General features: G+C 68.5%; 13 protein-coding genes. 4 read left to right on the top strand and 9 right to left on the bottom strand.

What is annotated here, in order from left to right; all coding sequences use genetic code 11:
- Window positions 1–60 precede the first annotated feature (60 nt).
- Entirely contained in the window at window positions 61–1,317 is a 1,257-nt protein-coding gene (locus ASD42_RS25775; RefSeq protein WP_056821276.1) for a reverse transcriptase family protein, read from the top strand.
- A 22-nt stretch (window positions 1,318–1,339) separates the two neighbouring features.
- Here ASD42_RS25775 and ASD42_RS25770 read toward each other — a convergent pair whose 3' ends face one another.
- The 4 genes from ASD42_RS25770 to ASD42_RS25755 form a co-directional block, all read right to left on the bottom strand.
- Window positions 1,340–5,662 carry a type I polyketide synthase gene (locus ASD42_RS25770; RefSeq protein ID WP_056821275.1) on the bottom strand — a complete coding sequence of 1,441 codons (4,323 nt, stop codon included), beginning with the start codon at window positions 5,660–5,662 and terminating at the stop codon, window positions 1,340–1,342.
- On the bottom strand, window positions 5,659–5,925 hold the full coding sequence (locus tag ASD42_RS25765; protein WP_056821273.1) for an acyl carrier protein: 267 nt from the start codon (window positions 5,923–5,925) through the stop codon (window positions 5,659–5,661). Before ASD42_RS25765 ends, ASD42_RS25770 begins: the two co-directional genes overlap by 4 nt.
- Before the next feature lie 11 nt (window positions 5,926–5,936).
- Entirely contained in the window at window positions 5,937–7,604 is a 1,668-nt protein-coding gene (locus ASD42_RS25760; RefSeq protein WP_056821272.1) for a fatty acyl-AMP ligase, read from the bottom strand.
- Between the two features lie 149 nt (window positions 7,605–7,753).
- Window positions 7,754–8,647 (bottom strand): NADP-dependent oxidoreductase, encoded by an 894-nt coding sequence (locus ASD42_RS25755; protein WP_056821271.1) that lies wholly within the window; start codon window positions 8,645–8,647, stop codon window positions 7,754–7,756.
- An 86-nt stretch (window positions 8,648–8,733) separates the two neighbouring features.
- On the opposite strand from ASD42_RS25755, the gene ASD42_RS25750 reads away from it, so the two are divergent.
- On the top strand, window positions 8,734–9,321 hold the full coding sequence (locus ASD42_RS25750; protein ID WP_056821270.1) for a TetR/AcrR family transcriptional regulator: 588 nt from the start codon (window positions 8,734–8,736) through the stop codon (window positions 9,319–9,321).
- A 73-nt stretch (window positions 9,322–9,394) separates the two neighbouring features.
- On the opposite strand, the gene ASD42_RS25745 is transcribed toward ASD42_RS25750, so the two are convergent.
- The 3 genes from ASD42_RS25745 to ASD42_RS25735 form a co-directional block, all read right to left on the bottom strand.
- Window positions 9,395–10,777: a styrene monooxygenase/indole monooxygenase family protein gene (locus ASD42_RS25745; RefSeq protein WP_056821268.1), complete on the bottom strand. Its 1,383-nt coding sequence runs from the start codon at window positions 10,775–10,777 to the stop codon at window positions 9,395–9,397.
- A gap of 160 nt (window positions 10,778–10,937) precedes the next feature.
- Window positions 10,938–12,371, bottom strand: coding sequence for an LLM class flavin-dependent oxidoreductase (locus tag ASD42_RS25740; protein WP_056821267.1), 1,434 nt, complete (start codon window positions 12,369–12,371; stop codon window positions 10,938–10,940).
- Window positions 12,368–13,642 carry an acyl-CoA dehydrogenase family protein gene (locus ASD42_RS25735; protein WP_084787334.1) on the bottom strand — a complete coding sequence of 425 codons (1,275 nt, stop codon included), beginning with the start codon at window positions 13,640–13,642 and terminating at the stop codon, window positions 12,368–12,370. Before ASD42_RS25735 ends, ASD42_RS25740 begins: the two co-directional genes overlap by 4 nt.
- Before the next feature lie 168 nt (window positions 13,643–13,810).
- Between ASD42_RS25735 and ASD42_RS25730 the strand changes: the two genes are divergently transcribed.
- Complete coding sequence (locus tag ASD42_RS25730; protein WP_056821266.1) at window positions 13,811–14,254, top strand: MarR family winged helix-turn-helix transcriptional regulator; 444 nt, start codon at window positions 13,811–13,813, stop codon at window positions 14,252–14,254.
- Window positions 14,255–14,257: 3 nt separating this feature from the next.
- On the opposite strand, the gene ASD42_RS25725 is transcribed toward ASD42_RS25730, so the two are convergent.
- Together ASD42_RS25725 and ASD42_RS25720 are read right to left on the bottom strand one after the other, a co-directional pair.
- Window positions 14,258–14,920, bottom strand: a complete 663-nt coding sequence (locus ASD42_RS25725) for a response regulator (protein WP_056821265.1) — start codon at window positions 14,918–14,920, stop codon at window positions 14,258–14,260.
- Window positions 14,917–16,014 (bottom strand): sensor histidine kinase, encoded by a 1,098-nt coding sequence (locus ASD42_RS25720; RefSeq protein WP_056821264.1) that lies wholly within the window; start codon window positions 16,012–16,014, stop codon window positions 14,917–14,919. Before ASD42_RS25720 ends, ASD42_RS25725 begins: the two co-directional genes overlap by 4 nt.
- A gap of 246 nt (window positions 16,015–16,260) precedes the next feature.
- On the opposite strand from ASD42_RS25720, the gene ASD42_RS25715 reads away from it, so the two are divergent.
- Complete coding sequence (locus tag ASD42_RS25715; protein WP_056821262.1) at window positions 16,261–16,599, top strand: DUF6223 family protein; 339 nt, start codon at window positions 16,261–16,263, stop codon at window positions 16,597–16,599.
- Window positions 16,600–16,604: the final 5 nt, after the last annotated feature.

The raw sequence follows: 16,604 nt of genomic DNA, 5'->3' as shown, positions 1-16,604 counted from the left end.
CGCGTGCCTCGCAGCACCGCGGACGAAGGATTCTGGTCGCCCCGCCACCGTCGCACGCCGATGAGTCGGGCGATCGGGCTCGAGCTGGCTGTGCGGCTGGCGCGCTCGTTCGAGCTGCTCGACGACGACTGGGGTCTGTCGCCACTGGCCGAGGCATTCGCCGAGGTGATCGAGCCGGGTTCGGCACAGGAGATCGCGGGACGGGTGATCGACCTCATCCCGATCGAGCCGGTCGATCCGGTGAACACGCTGCGCCGGGTACTGGTCGACCTGCCGAAGCTGCCGACGACCGTCGTCGCTCTCGATCCCGTAGTCGTGCCGATGCGATTCGGCGCGGTCGAGATCCCGGATCTCGCCGCGCTGGCCCTGCTGCTGAATGTGACGCCGGCCGAGCTCGACTGGTTCGCCGATCGGGGCGGCTGGTTGCGGCGCGCGTCGCAGCCCTTGTCGCACTACCGATATCGGCGGTTGCCGAAGGCGACCGGGGTGCGATTGGTCGAGGCGCCGAAGGTGCGTTTACGCGAGATCCAGCGACGGATCCTGCATCGGGTTCTCGCGGGCATTCCCGCCGACCCCGCGTGCCACGGCTTCGAGAAAGGCTGCAACGCCGCGACTTTCGCCACTCCCCATGCCGGTGCCGCGGTGGTGATCAGACAGGATCTCCGTGACTTCTTTCCGACTGTCGCGGTAGCGCGGGTGCGCGCGGTGTTCGCGGCTTGCGGCTATTCCACCGTGGTAGCCCGCGTCCTCGCCGAGCTGTGCACAACCACGTCACCGGTGGCCGAACTGCGCGGACTCGACTACTCCCAGCGCGCCTTGCTCGGTGCCCGCCACCTACCGCAGGGTGCACCGACCTCGCCCCGACTGGCCAACCTCGTCGCGCGTGGCCTCGACCGCCGCCTGACCGGCTACGCGAACCGTCACGGCCTGACCTACACCCGCTACGCCGACGACCTCGCTCTCTCGGGCGACGCCGACCTCGACACCGCCCGGCTGATCTGGACGGTGACCCGAATCGCCCGCGACGAGGGCTTCACCGTGCACACCGGCAAGACCCTGATCCGTCGCGCCCACCAGCGGCAGGTGCTGGCCGGTCTGGTCGTCAACGACCGTCCGGCCGCACCCCGCGACCGCTACGACGCGGTCCGCGCCCTGCTGCACAACTGTCTGCGTACGGGCGTTTCCGCGCAGAACCGCGACGAACACAACGACTTTCGTGCTCACGTCTACGGGTTGATCTCCTGGATCGGCGAGACGAGCCCGCACCGCCGCGACAAACTCCTCGCCATGGCCGAGCGAGTCGACTGGACCGGCTGAGGGGTTCGGAACCGTCCGAGACCTAGTGGTCGACGAGATCGGGCGCGGAAATCCGGGCGAGTTCTTCGGCGAGGGCGGTGACGGTTTCGCGGATCTGATCTTCGGTGTGGCAGGCCGTGACGAAGAAGCGGAGTCGGGCCAGGTCTTCCGGGACGGCCGGATAGATGATCGGGTTGACGTTGATCCCGCGGCGCAGCAACGCCGTGGACAGTTTCAGCGTCCGCATCGAGTCGCCGACAATGCACGGGATGATCGGGGTATCGAGGCTGTCGCCGGTATCGATATCCGCCTCACGGGCAAGGCGCAGAAAGAGTTCGGAGTTGTGTCGCAGGCGGTCGAGTGGCTCGCGGTCGGCCCGCAACAGGCGCATCGCGGCCAGGGAGGCGGCGGCGTTCATCGGGGTCATTCCGACGCTGTACACGAAGCCCGGGGTGGTGTACTTCAGGAACCGGACCAGGTCCGCGCTGCCCGCCACATAGCCGCCGCAGCCCGCGAGCGCTTTCGACATCGTGCCGGACCACAGTTCGACGTCGCGGCGGTCGACATCGAAGTATTCGCCGATGCCACCGCCGGTCTCGCCGAGCACCCCGACGCTGTGCGCCTCATCGATCATCAGCAGCGCGCGGTGCTTCTTCTTGATCTCGATGATCGCGGGCAGAGCGGGAATGTCGCCGTCCTGGCTGTAGACGCCTTCGATGAGGATCAGCACCCGGCGGTACTGATGACGGATTTCGGTCAGCAACGCGTCGAGCGCGGCGTGGTCGTTGTGGGGGAACGGTCTGCGGGTCGCGCCGGATAGTTGGCAGCCCTGCAAGATGCTGTCGTGGGCCAGGCTGTCGTGGATCACCAGATCGCGGGGCCCGACGAGATGGCCGATGATCGTCACGTTCGTCGAGTGGCCGCCGACCAGCGCGATCGCGTCCTCGGTGCCGAGCAGGGCGGCCAGTTCGGCCTCGAGTTCGCGATGGATCGGCTTCTCACCGGAGAGCAGGCGGCTGGCCGAGACCGAGCTGCCATAGCGAGCCACGGCGTCCTGGACGGCGGCGACGACCGCGGGATGGCCCGACATTCCCAGGTAGTTGTAGCTGGCGAAGTTGACCACCCGGGTGCCGTCGATGAACGAGGTGTCCCTGGTGACGCCGTCGTTGATCAGGAAGTACGGGTTCGACAGGCCGAGCGCTTCGGCGCCCGCGAGCCGGTCGGCGATGGCTCGCACCTCGGCGAAGTCGGATATCAGATATTCGGGTTCGACGGTGGTCGGCCTGGCTTCGGTTGCGGGGGAGACGGTTTCGGGCGGGTGGGTGAGCGGGGCGACAGGCGTGTTCGGCTCGGCGGGCGAATCGGTGAGTTGACCGGTGAAGTGGGCGATGACGTCGCCCAGCGTCGTTTCCCCGGTGATCAGGGTCGGGTCGATGGTCGTGCCGGGGAGTTTGCGGGCCAGCCCGGTGAACAGGTCGGTGAGCATGAGCGAGTCGAATCCCAGTCCGTCACCGAGTGTTCGGGCGTCGTGCAGTCGGTCGGCGGGAAACCCGCTCACCCTGGCCAGTTCCGCGCGGACGATCCCCGCGACCGCGTCCGGCGCGAGAGCACCGCGCGCGGTACCGATGTCGATATTCGGGCCACGTGCCTCGGCCGGAGCTGCCAGCAGGCTTGCCAGCACGGCGTTCTGTTCACGGAAGAGCGCGATCAGTGGATCGATCATGGTTGCCTCGGTCTGTGTTTGCGCCGGTAGGGATTTCGGATCGAATGCCGAAGCGCCGACCTCGCTGACAGCGGGTGGTTCCACCCAGAATCGGTGCGCGACAGAGAACTCGTACACCGGCAGGCGCCGACGGACACGCTGCCCCGGTTCGTAGAGTTCGTTCCATTCGGGGTCGAGACCGTCGCAGTAGAGCGTGGCCACGGTGGCGGCGAGTTCGTCGCCGGTCGCGCTCGGGCCGGGACTCGGAGACAGGTAGCGCGCACCGAGCTCGGGATCGATCCTGCGCACCGACGCGGCGAGTACCCGGCGCGGTCCGATCTCGACGAGATGGGTCGGGTCCGTGCCGAGCGCGGCGTGCACGGCATCGCCGAAACGGACTGTGGCGCGGACGTGTTCGGTCCAGTATTCGGCATCCATCACTTCGTCGGGGCCGAGAGGTCGGCCGTGCACGGTCGAGTAGATCGGCAGGGCGGCGACGCGGTAGGCGCAGGTACTGGCGACGGCTTCGAACTCCGCCAGCATCGGCGCCATCAGCGGACTGTGGAACGCGTGTGACACGGTGAGCGGCTTCGCGATCACCGAACGCGCGCGCAGTGCCGAGCTGATGCGGGACAGCGCCTCGGCCTCGCCGGAGAGGACGAGATCCTCCGGGCCGTTGACGGCGGCGAGCACCACAGCGGATTCGGCGGCGAGCAGATCGGCGATCCGCTCGGTGGTGGAGCGGACGGCCAGCATCGCGCCACCCGCAGGCAGACGTTGCATCAGCCGCCCGCGCGCGGTGACCAGTTTGCAGGCGTCGTCGAGATCGAACACGCCCGCGACGGCGGCGGCCGCGAATTCGCCGATGCTGTGCCCGATCAGCCAGGCGGGCCGGATACCGAGGTCGGCGAGGGTCTTGGCGATGGCGTATTCCATGGCGAAGATCGCCGGTTGGGCGAGTGCGGTGGGGTCGGTGTCGGCGTGCTCGTCGAGCAGCAGCTCCCGGATCGAGCGGCCGAGATAGGGGGTCATAGCGGCATCGACCAGGTCGAGCGCCTGCCGGAACCCGTGGCTCGCCTCGTGCAGCGTGCGCCCCATACCGGGGAATTGCGACCCCTGGCCGGTGAACATCCAGCCGATGCGAGCCGGCCGCGCGACACCGGACAACGGACCGGCGCTCAGCTGTGCGATCGCCTCGTCGCGATCGTGGGCGACGACGGCGAGCCGGTGGCGGCCCGACGCCTTCACCTGATTGCTCGTCCAGCAGAGCTGGTCGAAGTGGTTGTGCCGCAGTGACTTCAACTCTTCGGACATCCGAAGCGCATTGCGCCGCAGGCCGTCTTCGCTGTCCGACGAGAGTGTGAGTACACCCGCCCCGGCTGTCGCGGGCGTCTCGGTGGTGCGGGCACTCGCCAGCACCATGTGCACATTCGTGCCGCCGAGGCCGAAGCTGCTCACACCGCAGTGCGCGGGTCCGTCGAGGGGCATGGGGTCGGCGAGCAGACGCAGGCCGTGCTGTGTCATCTGTAGCCGCGGATTCTCCTGGTCGGCGAATCTCGACGGCGGGACCACGCCGTGATGCAGGCTGAGGACAGCTTTGATGAGTCCGGCGACACCGGCGGCCCCCTCGGTGTGGCCGAGGTTGCCCTTGATGGATCCGATTGCGCAGGGCCGCGCCCGGTTGCTCGCGTGCAGCTTGCCGAGCGCCTTGACCTCGATCATGTCGCCGAGAACTGTTCCGGTGCCGTGCGCCTCGATGAAGTCGATGTCATCGGGCTGGACGCCGGCCCGCTGATACGCCTCGCCGATCACCTTCTGCTGGGCCCAGCGGTTCGGTGCGGTGATGCCGTTGCTGCGCCCGTCGGAATTGACCGCGCTGCCTTTGATCACCGCGTAGATCGGCAGTCCCTCGGCCTCGGCATCGGCCAGGCGTCGCAGGACGAGTACCGCCACGCCTTCCCCGCGCACGATCCCGTCGGCGTTGCCGCTGAACGGTTTGCACCGCGCGTCCGGGGCAGAAAGACCTGCCTGGGTATAGAACACGCCGACCGCCGGGGTCAGCACGAGATTGACGCCACCGGCGACAGCCTGGTCGCAATCGCCCGCCGCCAGGGCGTTGCACGCGAGATGGACCGCGACCAGTGAGGAGGAGCATGCCGTATCGACGGCGATACTCGGCCCCGCGAGGTCGAACTGATAGGACAGCCGGTTCGCGGTCATGAAATATCCGTTGCCGGATCCGTGCTGCGGCGTGATCGCGGCGTAGTCGCTCATCTGCAGGTTGGCCCATTCGTTGGCCATCACCCCGACGTAGACCCCCGTCCGCGAGCCGGCTTGCGCGCGGGGATCGAGCGTGGCGTCCTCGAAGGCTCGCCAGGTGGCCTGCAGGAGCAGGCGTTGTTGCGGGTCCATCGACTCGGCTTCGTGGGTGGTGATGCCGAAGAATTCCGCGTCGAACGCGTCGGCGTCGTCGATGAATCCGCCGCTGCGGGTGTTGATGGTGCCGGGTGCGCCTGCCGGGTCGTGGAAGTCGTCGGCATTCCAGCGGCTCGAGGGGACCTCGGAGATCGCGTCGCGGCCCTCGATCAGCAGCTGCCACAACTGCGCCGGGTCGGCGGCGTGGGGGAAGCGGCAGTCGAGGCCGACGACAGCGATGTCGGTCATGCCGCGACGGCGATTTCGGCGGTGAGGTAGGTGGCGATGGCCGCGATGGTGGGGTATTCGAAGACCAGGGTCGGGTCGATGTCGAGCATCCAGCGGTCCTCGATCTCACCGCACAGGGCCACCGCCGACACCGAATCCATGCCGAGTTCGGCGAGCGGGATCGTGGGGTCCACCTGGTGCGGTGCGCGTTCGGTGTAGTCGGCGACGCGGTCGATGAGCCAGTCCTGGACGGTCGTGGAGTGGGTGTCGATGGTGCTGAACATGTTTCGGCTCCTCAGCGGGTTGCGGTCGATGATCGGGTCAGGGCCGGTTCGAGATCTTCGTGCAGGACGGTCGAGATGCTGTCGTCGAGGAAGGCCCCGCGCATCGAGGCCCGTTGGACCTTGCCGCTGGTGGTGCGGTGCACGGAGCGGCTCTCGACGAGGACGACGCTCGGCGCGGGAACGTCGAAACCGCGGGCGACCGCGATCTTGATCGTCGAGGTCAGCTCGGCGAGGGTGGTACCGCGCAGCAGCGCTGTCTTGATGCCCTGCACGACGACGAGTCGTTCCCGGCCACCGGCCTCGACGGAGACGGCGACGCCGGTGGTCAGCGCGGGGTGCACCTGCTCCACTGCTTCCTCGACATCCTGCGGGTAGAGGTTGCGGCCGTTGATGATCATCAGGTCCTTGAGTCGTCCGGTGACGAACAGTTCGCCCTCGCGCAGCATTCCGAGGTCGCCGGTACGCAGGAACGGCCCTTCGGAGCCGAGATGCGCGTCGAAGGTGTGCCGGGTCTCCTCGGGCCGGTTCCAGTAGCCGGCGGCAACGCTGTCGCCCTGGACCCAGATCTCGCCGACGGTGTCGTCGCCGGCCTGCTGCCCGGTGTGCGGGTCGACGATGCGGACGGTGAGACCGCGCGCCGGTTGTCCGCAACCGACCAGCAAGCTGTCGTTCCCCTCGGTGACGACAGCCTGTGCGTCGATCGGTCCCGCGGTGACGAGCAGCGTGGCCTCGGCCAAACCGTAGGCGGGCAGCAGCGCGGTCGGGCGCCACCCCGCGCTCGCGAATCGTTCGCGCACCGCGGCGACGGTCCGTTCGCGGACCGGCTCGGCGCCGCACAACGCCACCTCGAGGGTGGACAGGTCGAGGGTGGCCAATTGCTCGTCGGTGACGCGCTTGGCGATCAGTTCATAGGCGAAGTTCGGGGCGGCGGTGCAGGTCGCGCGGTACTTGTCGATCGCCTGCAGCCAGCGCACGGGGCGTTTGAGGAAGGTGGTGGGCGACATGAACACCAGGTTCGCGCCGGCGTAGATCGAGGCGAGCAGCGATCCGATCAGGCCCATGTCGTGAAATTGCGGGATCCAGGTGACGCCGGTCGAGGCGTCGTCGATCCCGATCGAGGAGCAGATCGCGGCTTCGTTGTGCAACAGGTTGCCCTGGGTGACGACGACGCCCTTCGGCGTGCCGGTCGAGCCGGAGGTGTACTGCAGAAACGCGATGGTCCCGGTGTCGATATCGGGCATCTGCCACGCGTCGGGGTCGCCGTATTCTTCGTCGGTCGCCGCGACGACGGCGGTGGTCGCCGCCGCGACCATCGGCTGGAAGTTGGCGGTGGTGAGAACCAAGCGGGCGCCGGCGTCGGCGATGATGCCCGCGACGCGTCGGGTGCTGCGCTCGTCGTGCGGCAGGGGGGCGGGCACCGCGATGACGCCCGCGTAGAGGCAGCCGAGGAAGGCCCGCAGGAAGGCCATACCGTCGAGGTAGAGCAGGACGACGGGTTCCGACGATTCCGGGCGGGCGGCCAACCACGCGGCCACGGCCCTGGCGTCGCGATCGAGGTCGCGGAAGGTGGCGGTCTCCTCGACGAGCTCGCGGCCCGCCTCACGGAGGTAGGTGTAGGAGCGGGTCTCTCCGTAGGCGAGAACTTGCTGCCTGACGTGGTGCACGTAACTGGGCTGCATGTCGCCATTCCTTCACAGGGGAGAAAGTCATAGGGGTTGACTATGACTATCCGCTCTCTGTGGCGACGGGGATAGTGCCCGCAGGTATCACCCAGCGAACCCAGGGGTGGCCGCTGTCCACCCCTGGGTGTGGCAGCCGAACTCGCGCCTCACACCACGACGACCCGCCGTCCACGGGTGTGGCCGGCCTGGCTGTCGATGTGCGCCGCGGCGGCCTCGGACAGTGGGTACGACTTCTCGACCGGGATGCGCAACTTTCCCTGCGCGATGAGGGCGGCGGCCTCGACGAGTGCGTCCGGCACACTCCCGGCGACCCCGGAGAATCTGACCCCGAGCTTCGGCGCATCGAGATCGGCGATGGTGACAACCGTCTGTGGGTCCCCGGTCAGCTCGACCAGCTCACGGATCACCCCCGAGCCCGCCAGATCGAGGGCCGCGTCGACAGAGCCGAGCTGCCGCACCCGCTCGACCCAGCCCTGGCCGTATGTCGTGGTGCGGGCACCGAGGCTCCGCAGGTAGTCCTGGTTCGCGGCCCCGGCGATGCCGATCACCGCGATGCCGCGTTCGCGCGCGATCTGCAGCACCGCCGATCCGACACCCCCGGACGCGCCGCTGACCAGCAGCGTCTGACCGCCCCGCACGCCGACCTCACCGATGACGCGTAGTGCGGTCTCCACCACGGAGGGGTACCCGGCGGCTTCTTCGAAGGTCAGGCCCTCGGGCATGCGCGACCAGGCCGACAGCACGGCGAACTGCGCGTAGGTGCTCGAGCCTTCGCCGAACACCTGGTCGCCGATCTCGACTCCGTCGACGCCATCGCCGACCTCGTCCACCACCCCGGCCGCATCCAGCCCGACGCCGGCGGGCAATTCGATCGGATGAGCCCCGAGGATCTGGCCCTCGCGGAGCCTCCAGTCGACCGGGTTCACGCCCGCCGCGCGCACCGCGATGCGTACCTGGCCGGGGCCGGCGTGCGGCTCCTCGGCATCTATGAGTTGTAGGACGTCCGGACCGCCGAACTCGGCGAAGCTCACCTTCTTCATGCCGCGAACATAACACTAACGGTTAGTGTTTTGAAACTGGTATGACTTCATAACTGATGCAGTTTCGTAGCTGGTAGCCTCCTGGCATGACCGTGCCGACCGGACGTCGTGAACGCAAAAAGGCCGCGACCCGCCAGAAGATCGCCGATACCGCCCTGCGGCTGTTCCTGGAACGTGGGTACGACGACGTGGGCATCCGCGAAGTGGCGACTGAAGCCGATGTGGCTGTCACGACACTGTTCGCCCACTTCGCCTCCAAGGAGGCGCTGGTGTTCGAGCGGGATGAAGACTTCGAGCAAGGGCTCGTGCAGGCGGTCACCGACCGGACGGCCGGCGAACCGCTCATTCCCGCGCTGCGTCGCGAAATCCATTCCATGGTGCGACATTGCACGGCGGACAGCGCCGCCCCGATCTGGCACATGATCGACGAATCGTCCGCGCTGCGCAGGTACGAGGAGTCGATGCGGCTGCGTCATGCGCGGGCGCTGGCAGCGGCCATCGCCGCCGATCCCGAACTGGCGCAGACCGTTACGGCGAGCGCGACGATCGCGAGATTCGTGATCGACGCTTATTCGGTGGCGAGGGAGGCCGCCGATCCGGAAGCCGCGGTGGATGAGATCTTCCGGATGATCGAGGCGGCCTGGGAGATCACCCACGCCGGAGTTCCTTCATAGTTCCCGGGGCTCAGCCTCTGTGGAACAAGCCGACCGTGGGCGTGCACGCCCACGGTCGGCCGGATCGTGGCTGTTATCCGACGGCGGCCGGGGCGAACGTCGAGCGTTCGAATCGGCCGGCCGGCGCGAACTTCGCCAGCAACTCGCCCGCGTCCGCCCCGGTCACCTCGGTGATGTAGGCGGCGGCGTCGGCGGGGGAGTCGATGGGCAGGAACGGCTGTGGACGGTGCAGCAGGCCGACCAGGGCCGAGGCGAACTTCGGGTCGACGGCGGCGGTGGCGAAGAACTGGCCGCCGATGTCGCCGAATTCGGGGTCGCTGAGGAACAGCCGGGTCACCTTGGCGGCGGCGTCGCTGCGGGCGGCGAGGAACGCGGCGTACTGGTCGGTGATCCACTGCTCGTCGAACGGTCCGTCGTGCACGGCGGCGGCCGCGACCAGGCGCTGGGCTTGGATCAGCCCGCTCTGCGCGCCCTGGCCCGCGACCGGGTCGTAGGCGACCGCGGTGTCGCCGAGGGCGGCGACCAGATGGCCGCCCGCCGTGCGTCCCACCCCGGCCCGCACGACCGGTCGGACCGCGCCCTTGAGCCAGGAGTGCGGGTCTTCGGGGATCACCTGGGTGGCCTGCACTTCCGGCAGGTCCCAGTCGATGTAGTCGCGGTAGAGATCCTTCACGATCCGCAGTGCCGACTCGGCGGAATCGGCGGCGGCGAAACGGGTTTCCCAATCGCTGCCGGGTCGGGCCCAGCCCAGGAACGCCCAGCTCGGGCCCGCGTCCTTGTGCAGGTACGGCCCCCACCACGCCTCGCCCTGTTCGGCGAGAATGGAGAACAGGCTGTGCGCGCCGCCCGCCGGGCTGCGGTGCGCGAACACCCCGGAGTCGAAGCCGAGGCCGGTCACGGTGACCGTGAGCAGCGAGCGCTGCGGCTTGTCGTAGACCGTGCGCTCTTCGTCGATCGGGAACAGATCGGCCAGTCCGCCGCGGCCGGTGGCGACGAGGGTGAGCCCGTTGGCGGCGGCGATCGCGTCGAGGGATTCGACAGTGACCGGTTCGACGACGAAGTCGCCGCCACGTTCGATGAACGCGGTGAGCCGTTCGTCGGCCTTGAGACGGGTGTCGACGGCGACGCCGACGTAACCGTCGAAGGTGCCGTCGAAGGCGATCAGTTCGGCGTTCTCCGGTCCGGCGATGCGCACGCTGAGCCCGGTGTGGCGGGGTGCGCGGCCGGTATAGCTGTCGAGTCCCAGCGCGGCCTCGGCCTGCTGGGTCTCGCCGAATTCCAGGGCGGTGCCGGTGGCGGGTACGTCGTTACGGAGGGAGCGTTGATCTCGGTCGCTGTAGAGGGTGACGGTGAAACCGGCGTCGAGAAGTCCTAGCGCCGCAGTGACGCCGGCTTGGCCGGCGCCGATTACCGCGGCCGAACGAATGGAGCGGGAAACGGGAGTCTGCGATGTCATACCGGAATGGTGCGCTTACCTTCGCTCGATGATGAGTGTTGCAATCAGCGGGAATCGATTCGAATACTCGGTGCCGCACTGTATTTGGACAATCGACCGGCACGCGACGATCGCGCCGGGACGGTCGGTCCCGGCGCTGATCATCGGCGGAGACGGCAGGCTAGCCGGCGGGTGCCTCCACGGATTCGGGTCGCGACTCCGAGTGCGGCAGCACGGTCGAACGAGGCCCGCCCAGGCGATATTCGGCGCCGCGATGTTCGGGCGGGAGCCGGTCACCGGCCCCGAACAGGGCGTTGCGCAAGGTGCCCGGCTCGTAGTCGGTGCGGTAGACCCCACGTTCGGTCAACACCGGAACAACATGGCGCACAATGTCTTCGAATGTTCCCGGCGTGATCGCGTAGGCGAGGTTGAACCCGTCGAGGTCGGTGTCGGCGACCCACTCCTGCAGCAGGTCGGCGACCGTCTCGCCGGATCCGGTGAACACCGGGCCCATCCCGCCGATGCCCGCCCAGCGCCCGATATCGCGCACCGTCCACTCGCGGCCGTCGTCGTCGAATTCCTGGAAGGCCGCGACCGCCGACTGGATGGCGTTGCTCTGCACGTCGCCGATCGGGTCGTCGAGGTCGTACCGCGACAGGTCGATTCCCATCCAACCGGACATGAACACGAGCCCGCCTTCGATGCTCGCGTAGGACAGGTATTCCTCGCGTTTGGCCCGCGCCGCCTCGTCCGTCTCGTCGGTGATGATGGTGGCCAGCGCGTAGATCCTGGCCGCGTACCGGTCACGTCCTGCCGCCTCGAGCGCGTCGCGCACGCGTGAAATAGTCTGCGCGAGTACTCGTTTCGACGGACCGGCGATGAAGATCGCCTCGGCGTTCTCGGCGGCGAACCGCACACCGCGCGGTGAGGCGCCCGCCTGATAGATCACCGGCGTCCGTTGCGGCGACGGTTCGGAGACGTGGATCCCCGGCACCGTGTAGTGCTTGCCGTAGTGGCCGATGTGGTGCACCTTCGCCGGATCGGTGTAGATGCCGCGTTCGGCATCGCGCACCACCGCGTCGTCCTCCCACGAACCCTCCCAGAGCTTGTAGAGCACCTCGAGGTATTCGTCGGCCTGGTTGTAGCGTTCGTCGTGGTCGAGTTGATCGTCGGCGCCGAAATTCCTTGCCGCGGAGGGTAGGTAGCCGGTCACCACATTCCAGCCGAGCCTGCCGTCGGTGAGGTGATCGAGGGTGGACAGACGACGGGCGAACGGAAACGGATGCTCGAAACCGGTACCGGTGGTGATCCCGAAACCGAGGTGCTCGGTCACCGCCGCCATCGCCGACACCAGCAGCAGCGGATCGGCGACCGGTGTCTGCGCGCCCTGGCGCAGCGCGGCGATGTCGTTGCCGCCGTACACGTCATAGGTGCCGAGGACGTCGGCGATGAAGATCCCGTCGAAGCGCCCACGCTCGAGGAGTTTCGCCAGCTCGGTCCAGTAGCCGATGTCGGTGTAGCGGTGCGACTGGTCCTCGGGGTGCCGCCACAGCCCCGGCGACTGGTGGGCGACGCAGTTCATGTCGAAGGCGTTGAACCGGATCGGCCTGCTCATCGCGACGCCGCCTCGGGACGCACCGTGCTCGAATCCGCCGGCTCCGGATTCGCGGAAGCTGTCGTGCCGGTGTTCCGCTCGCCCGCGCTCCAGCCGAACGGCAACTCGGTGCCGTTGAGCAGGTAGTCGCCGACCGCACGGGCTTTGAAGATGGCGGGATTGTGCACCGAGATGGTGCGGGCGTTGCGCCAATGCCGATCCAGGCGCAGTTGTTCGGACACGATCGAGGCCCCACCGAGTTCGAACAACTGGGTGGTGGCGGCGAGCACGATGTCGATCACGCCGAGTTGTGCCTGCGCGGCGGCCAATTCGGCGGCCACGAGATCGTGCTCGTCCTTCGCCCCGGCGTCGAGCACCCGGTCGAGCACATCCGCCACGGCGAGCACCGCCGCGCGCGTGGTGAACGCCGCGGCCGACAGCTTGCCGATCACCTGCTGGACGAGCGGGTCTTCGCGCGGGAGATCGGCGGCGCCATGGGAATAGGTGCGGGTGCGCGCGCTCACCCATTCCCTGGCATCGCGTTCGGCGCGCGCGGCGATCCCCGCGAGCACCGCGAGCTGCACCAGTTGCAGGTAGGCGGTGCCGTAGGTGGGGCCCGCGACACCGTAACCGGAGCCGAGGACACGGTCTTCGGCGACGACGACATCGGTGAACTCGGTGGTGCCGCTCGCGGTGAGCCGCTGCCCGAAACCGTCCCAGTCATCGTGTTGCACAACCCCCTCGGCATTCGCGTCGACCAGCACGCCGAGCCGCTCACCGTCGCGGTCGGCCGCGACGAGGATGTGATCGGCGAACAGCGATCCGGTGCTGTAGTACTTCACGCCGTTGAGCAGCAGCCGGTCACCGTCGCGGGTCAGCCGAGTGCGATACCGGTCGACCGCGCCGACCCCCGGCTCGGTGATCGCGTTGCCGACGAGAGTGCCCGCCGCGACCGCCCGCAACCACCGCTCCCGCTCCGGACCGGCCTCCGCCAGGATCTGATCCTCGACGAACGACCAGTGCACCCGCAGTGCCTGCGGCAGATTCGACTCGGCCGCGGCCAGGTCGATGAGCAGCCGGAACAGCTGCTGCACGCTCACGCCGTACCCGCCGAACTCGACCGGCACCCGCAACGCCCCGAATCTGGCCTCCTTCAGCCAGCCCACCTCGTCGAACGGCAGCCGCCGGTCGACCTCCCGCTCGACCGCGCCCGTGGCGATCCGGTCGAAGATCGGGGTGAAGATGGCGTCCAGCTCGGAATCGGTGGTCGATGGCGCGGCGGTGGAAGTCATCCACCCACGATCGCGCAGAGGGATGCCGGATTCACGGGTTGCGCGCAGCGCGATCACAACGGACGCGCGCCGGCGGGCACCGGTGAGAGCGTTGACGTGCCCCGGTCACTGCGGACAAGATCTATCATTGACGACGAAGTGTCTGCGTGGACAAAGTGAGAGGCAAACATGTCGACACCCGACGACGACCTGAGCGCGATCTTTCGCCGGTACCTGAGTTCGGTTGTGCTGCATGCTCAGGCGGGCGCGAAGGCGGTCGATCTGCACGCGACAGACCTGTACGCACTGAATATCCTCGCACTCGCCGGCGCGATGACACCGGGTGAGCTCGGCACCCGCACCGGACTCACCACCGGCCCGACCACCCGTCTCGTCGACCGTCTCGAGCAGGCCGGATACGTACGCCGCGCCGCCGACCCGGGCGACCGGCGCAAGGTCATCGTCGAACCGATCGATCAGCCCGCCGAGCTCGACAAGGTGCTGGCCCCCGCTCGGCGTCGGATCGGCGAGATCATCGCGAGCTACACCCCGCAGCAGCGCGAAGTGCTCTTCGACTATTTCGAGCGCGCGGCCGTGGCCTACCAGGAGTCCGTGGCCGACCTGCGCGACTGAGCTTCACGGGGTTCCGGGGACGACCAGGCCGGATTCGTAAGCGAGAACGACCAATTGGGCTCGGTCGCGAGCGTGGAGCTTGGTCATCGCTCGGTTGATGTGGGTTTTCGCGGTGTGCGGACTGATCACCATGTGGACGGCGATCTCGTCGTTGGACATGCCCTGCGCGACGAGAACGACCGCCTCGCGTTCGCGGGTGGTCAGTTCGTCCAGGGCGGCGCCGGGGCTCGGTGGGCGGGGCTGGGTGACGTAGCGGTGGATCAGTCGGCGGGTGATCGAGGGCGCGAGCAGCGCGTCGCCACGGGCGGCTACGCGGATGGCGTGGAGGAAGTCCTCCGGTTCGATGTCCTTGACGAGAAAGCCCGCGGCGCCGGCTCGCAGCGCGTCGAAGACGTATTCGTCGAGCCCGTAATTGGTCAGGATGACGACGTGAACGCCGGACAGTGCCGGATCGGCGGCGATGCGGCGGGTTGCCTCGATGCCGTTCACCACCGGCATCTGGATGTCGATGAGCGCGATGTCGGGCAGATGCGTGCGGGCCAGCTCGACACCTTCGCGGCCGTCGGCGGCTTCGGCGACCACTTCGATGTCGTCCTCGATGTCGAGGAGTGCGCGGAAGCCACTGCGAATGAGGGGTTGGTCGTCGACCAGCAGAACGCGAATCATGTCCTGTCCACCGGCAATTCGGCATGCACGGCGAAGCCGCCGCGGGTGCGCGGCGCGGCGTGGAGGTGGCCGCCGAGCGCGGTGACACGTTCGCGCATACCGAGCAGTCCGACGCCGGGACCCGAATCCGATGTGGGTTGCGCGCTGCCGTCGTCTTCGATATCGACGACGAGACTGTCCGGGCGGTAATCGATGCGGACGGTGGCGCTCGTGGCGGCGGCGTGGCGGGTGACGTTGGTGAGTGACTCCTGCACGATCCGATAGACGGTCCGGTCGACCGCGACGGGCAGGTTCTGTTGCGCACCCTCGACTGTGAGCGTCGCGTCCAAGCCGGTGATGCGGACGCGCTCCACCAGAGCGGGGACGTGGGCGAGGCCGGGGCGCGGCGAGGTGTCGTCGTCGCGCAGCGCTTCCAAGGTCACGCGCAGCTCGCGGGCGGCCTCGCGACCGGCTTCGCGGATGGCCAACAGTGCCTCCGGGACCTCTTCGCCCCGCTTGCGCGCCACGTGGACCGCGGCTTCGGATTGCACCTTGATCACCGAGATCTGGTGGGTGAGTGAATCGTGCAGCTCGCGCGCGATGTGCAGGCGCTCCTCGTCGGCCCGCCGTCGCGCGGTCTCCTCTCTGGTGCGTTCGGCCTGGTCGGCTCGCCGCTCGGCTTGGCGCAGCGCTTCACCGGCGGCGCCCGCCGCGATGAGCCACGCGATCTCGAGCGCGTCACGAGCGCGGGCGAGCGCCTGGGTGGTGTCGTGCAGGGCGGCCAGCGCCGCGAGCGGAAGGGTCGCGAGCACTGCCACCGAGACCAGCACGGTGACCGTCCGATGGCCCGCGCGGACCGCGAAATACACCGCGAACAGGAAGGCGACGGCGGGCACGTCGACGCCGACTGCCTGGTAGCCCAGTGCACACAATCCGGTCACGACCAGCACCGCCACCGGCGCCCGGCGTTGCGCGACAAGTGCCAGCCCGCCCGCGACCAGCAACGCGTAGCCGAGCCAGTCGAGATCGGCAGGGGAGTGCTGGCGGCTCAGCCCGGTGACCAGAAGCACCGCGGCCACGCCGACGGCGATCACCCAGTCGACGGTTCGGCCCATGCGCAAACCCTAGCCCGCTCGCGGTCGTGGCGAATCCCGCTCACGGATGAGCCACCGACTACCACGGATGCGGTATCCGCCCAGCTCCTGCCGCATCGGCGGTAGTCCGTACCGCACCCGCGCCACCTCGAATTGTCCACCGCCGCACGATGACCGAACCTCGATCGACGCCGACGATGGAACCCGTCCCGATCAGAACCGGCGCCATCATCGAGCGACCGGCTACGCACGACGAGGAGCAACCCCATGTCCGTCCGCCCGCTCACCGCAGCCGCCGTCACCGCGGCGACCACGCTCGCCGACTCACACGGCCTGACGACCGACCGCCTCATCGCGACTTCGGCCGCGTTCCTCGGCCTGGCCGCCGTGATCGTGGGTGGTTGGGCAATGGTGCGCACCGGAAATCCCGCCCGATCGCTCATCGCGATCGGTGCGGGCGCGGTCGCGACCGTCGTCGGGGCGATCGGCTTCGCGACCGCGGACGGCGGTCCGGGCACCGGAAACGGCATCGTCGGCGCGGCGATCGCGATTTTCCTCGGTCTGTCCGCCATCGCACTCGGCACCCGCGCCCGCACCCACCGCTGATCAGG

Origin of the sequence: Nocardia sp. Root136, from assembly GCF_001427185.1 — a bacterium.
Lineage (GTDB): Bacteria > Actinomycetota > Actinomycetes > Mycobacteriales > Mycobacteriaceae > Nocardia > Nocardia salmonicida.
The sequence above is the reverse complement of the archived record's forward strand: the minus strand, read 5'-3'. Positions and strand labels throughout refer to the sequence as shown.

Coding starts and splice junctions, on each gene's coding strand:
- ASD42_RS25750 (WP_056821270.1), top strand. CDS start 8,734: ATGACCGTGCCGACCGGACGTCGTGAACGCAAAAAGGCCGCGACCCGC.
- ASD42_RS25770 (WP_056821275.1), bottom strand. CDS start 5,662: ATGACCGACATCGCTGTCGTCGGCCTCGACTGCCGCTTCCCCCACGCC.
- ASD42_RS25725 (WP_056821265.1), bottom strand. CDS start 14,920: ATGATTCGCGTTCTGCTGGTCGACGACCAACCCCTCATTCGCAGTGGC.
- ASD42_RS25760 (WP_056821272.1), bottom strand. CDS start 7,604: ATGCAGCCCAGTTACGTGCACCACGTCAGGCAGCAAGTTCTCGCCTAC.
- ASD42_RS25730 (WP_056821266.1), top strand. CDS start 13,811: ATGTCGACACCCGACGACGACCTGAGCGCGATCTTTCGCCGGTACCTG.
- ASD42_RS25755 (WP_056821271.1), bottom strand. CDS start 8,647: ATGAAGAAGGTGAGCTTCGCCGAGTTCGGCGGTCCGGACGTCCTACAA.
- ASD42_RS25775 (WP_056821276.1), top strand. CDS start 61: ATGAGTCGGGCGATCGGGCTCGAGCTGGCTGTGCGGCTGGCGCGCTCG.
- ASD42_RS25735 (WP_084787334.1), bottom strand. CDS start 13,642: ATGACTTCCACCGCCGCGCCATCGACCACCGATTCCGAGCTGGACGCC.
- ASD42_RS25720 (WP_056821264.1), bottom strand. CDS start 16,014: ATGGGCCGAACCGTCGACTGGGTGATCGCCGTCGGCGTGGCCGCGGTG.
- ASD42_RS25715 (WP_056821262.1), top strand. CDS start 16,261: ATGTCCGTCCGCCCGCTCACCGCAGCCGCCGTCACCGCGGCGACCACG.
- ASD42_RS25740 (WP_056821267.1), bottom strand. CDS start 12,371: ATGAGCAGGCCGATCCGGTTCAACGCCTTCGACATGAACTGCGTCGCC.
- ASD42_RS25745 (WP_056821268.1), bottom strand. CDS start 10,777: ATGACATCGCAGACTCCCGTTTCCCGCTCCATTCGTTCGGCCGCGGTA.
- ASD42_RS25765 (WP_056821273.1), bottom strand. CDS start 5,925: ATGTTCAGCACCATCGACACCCACTCCACGACCGTCCAGGACTGGCTC.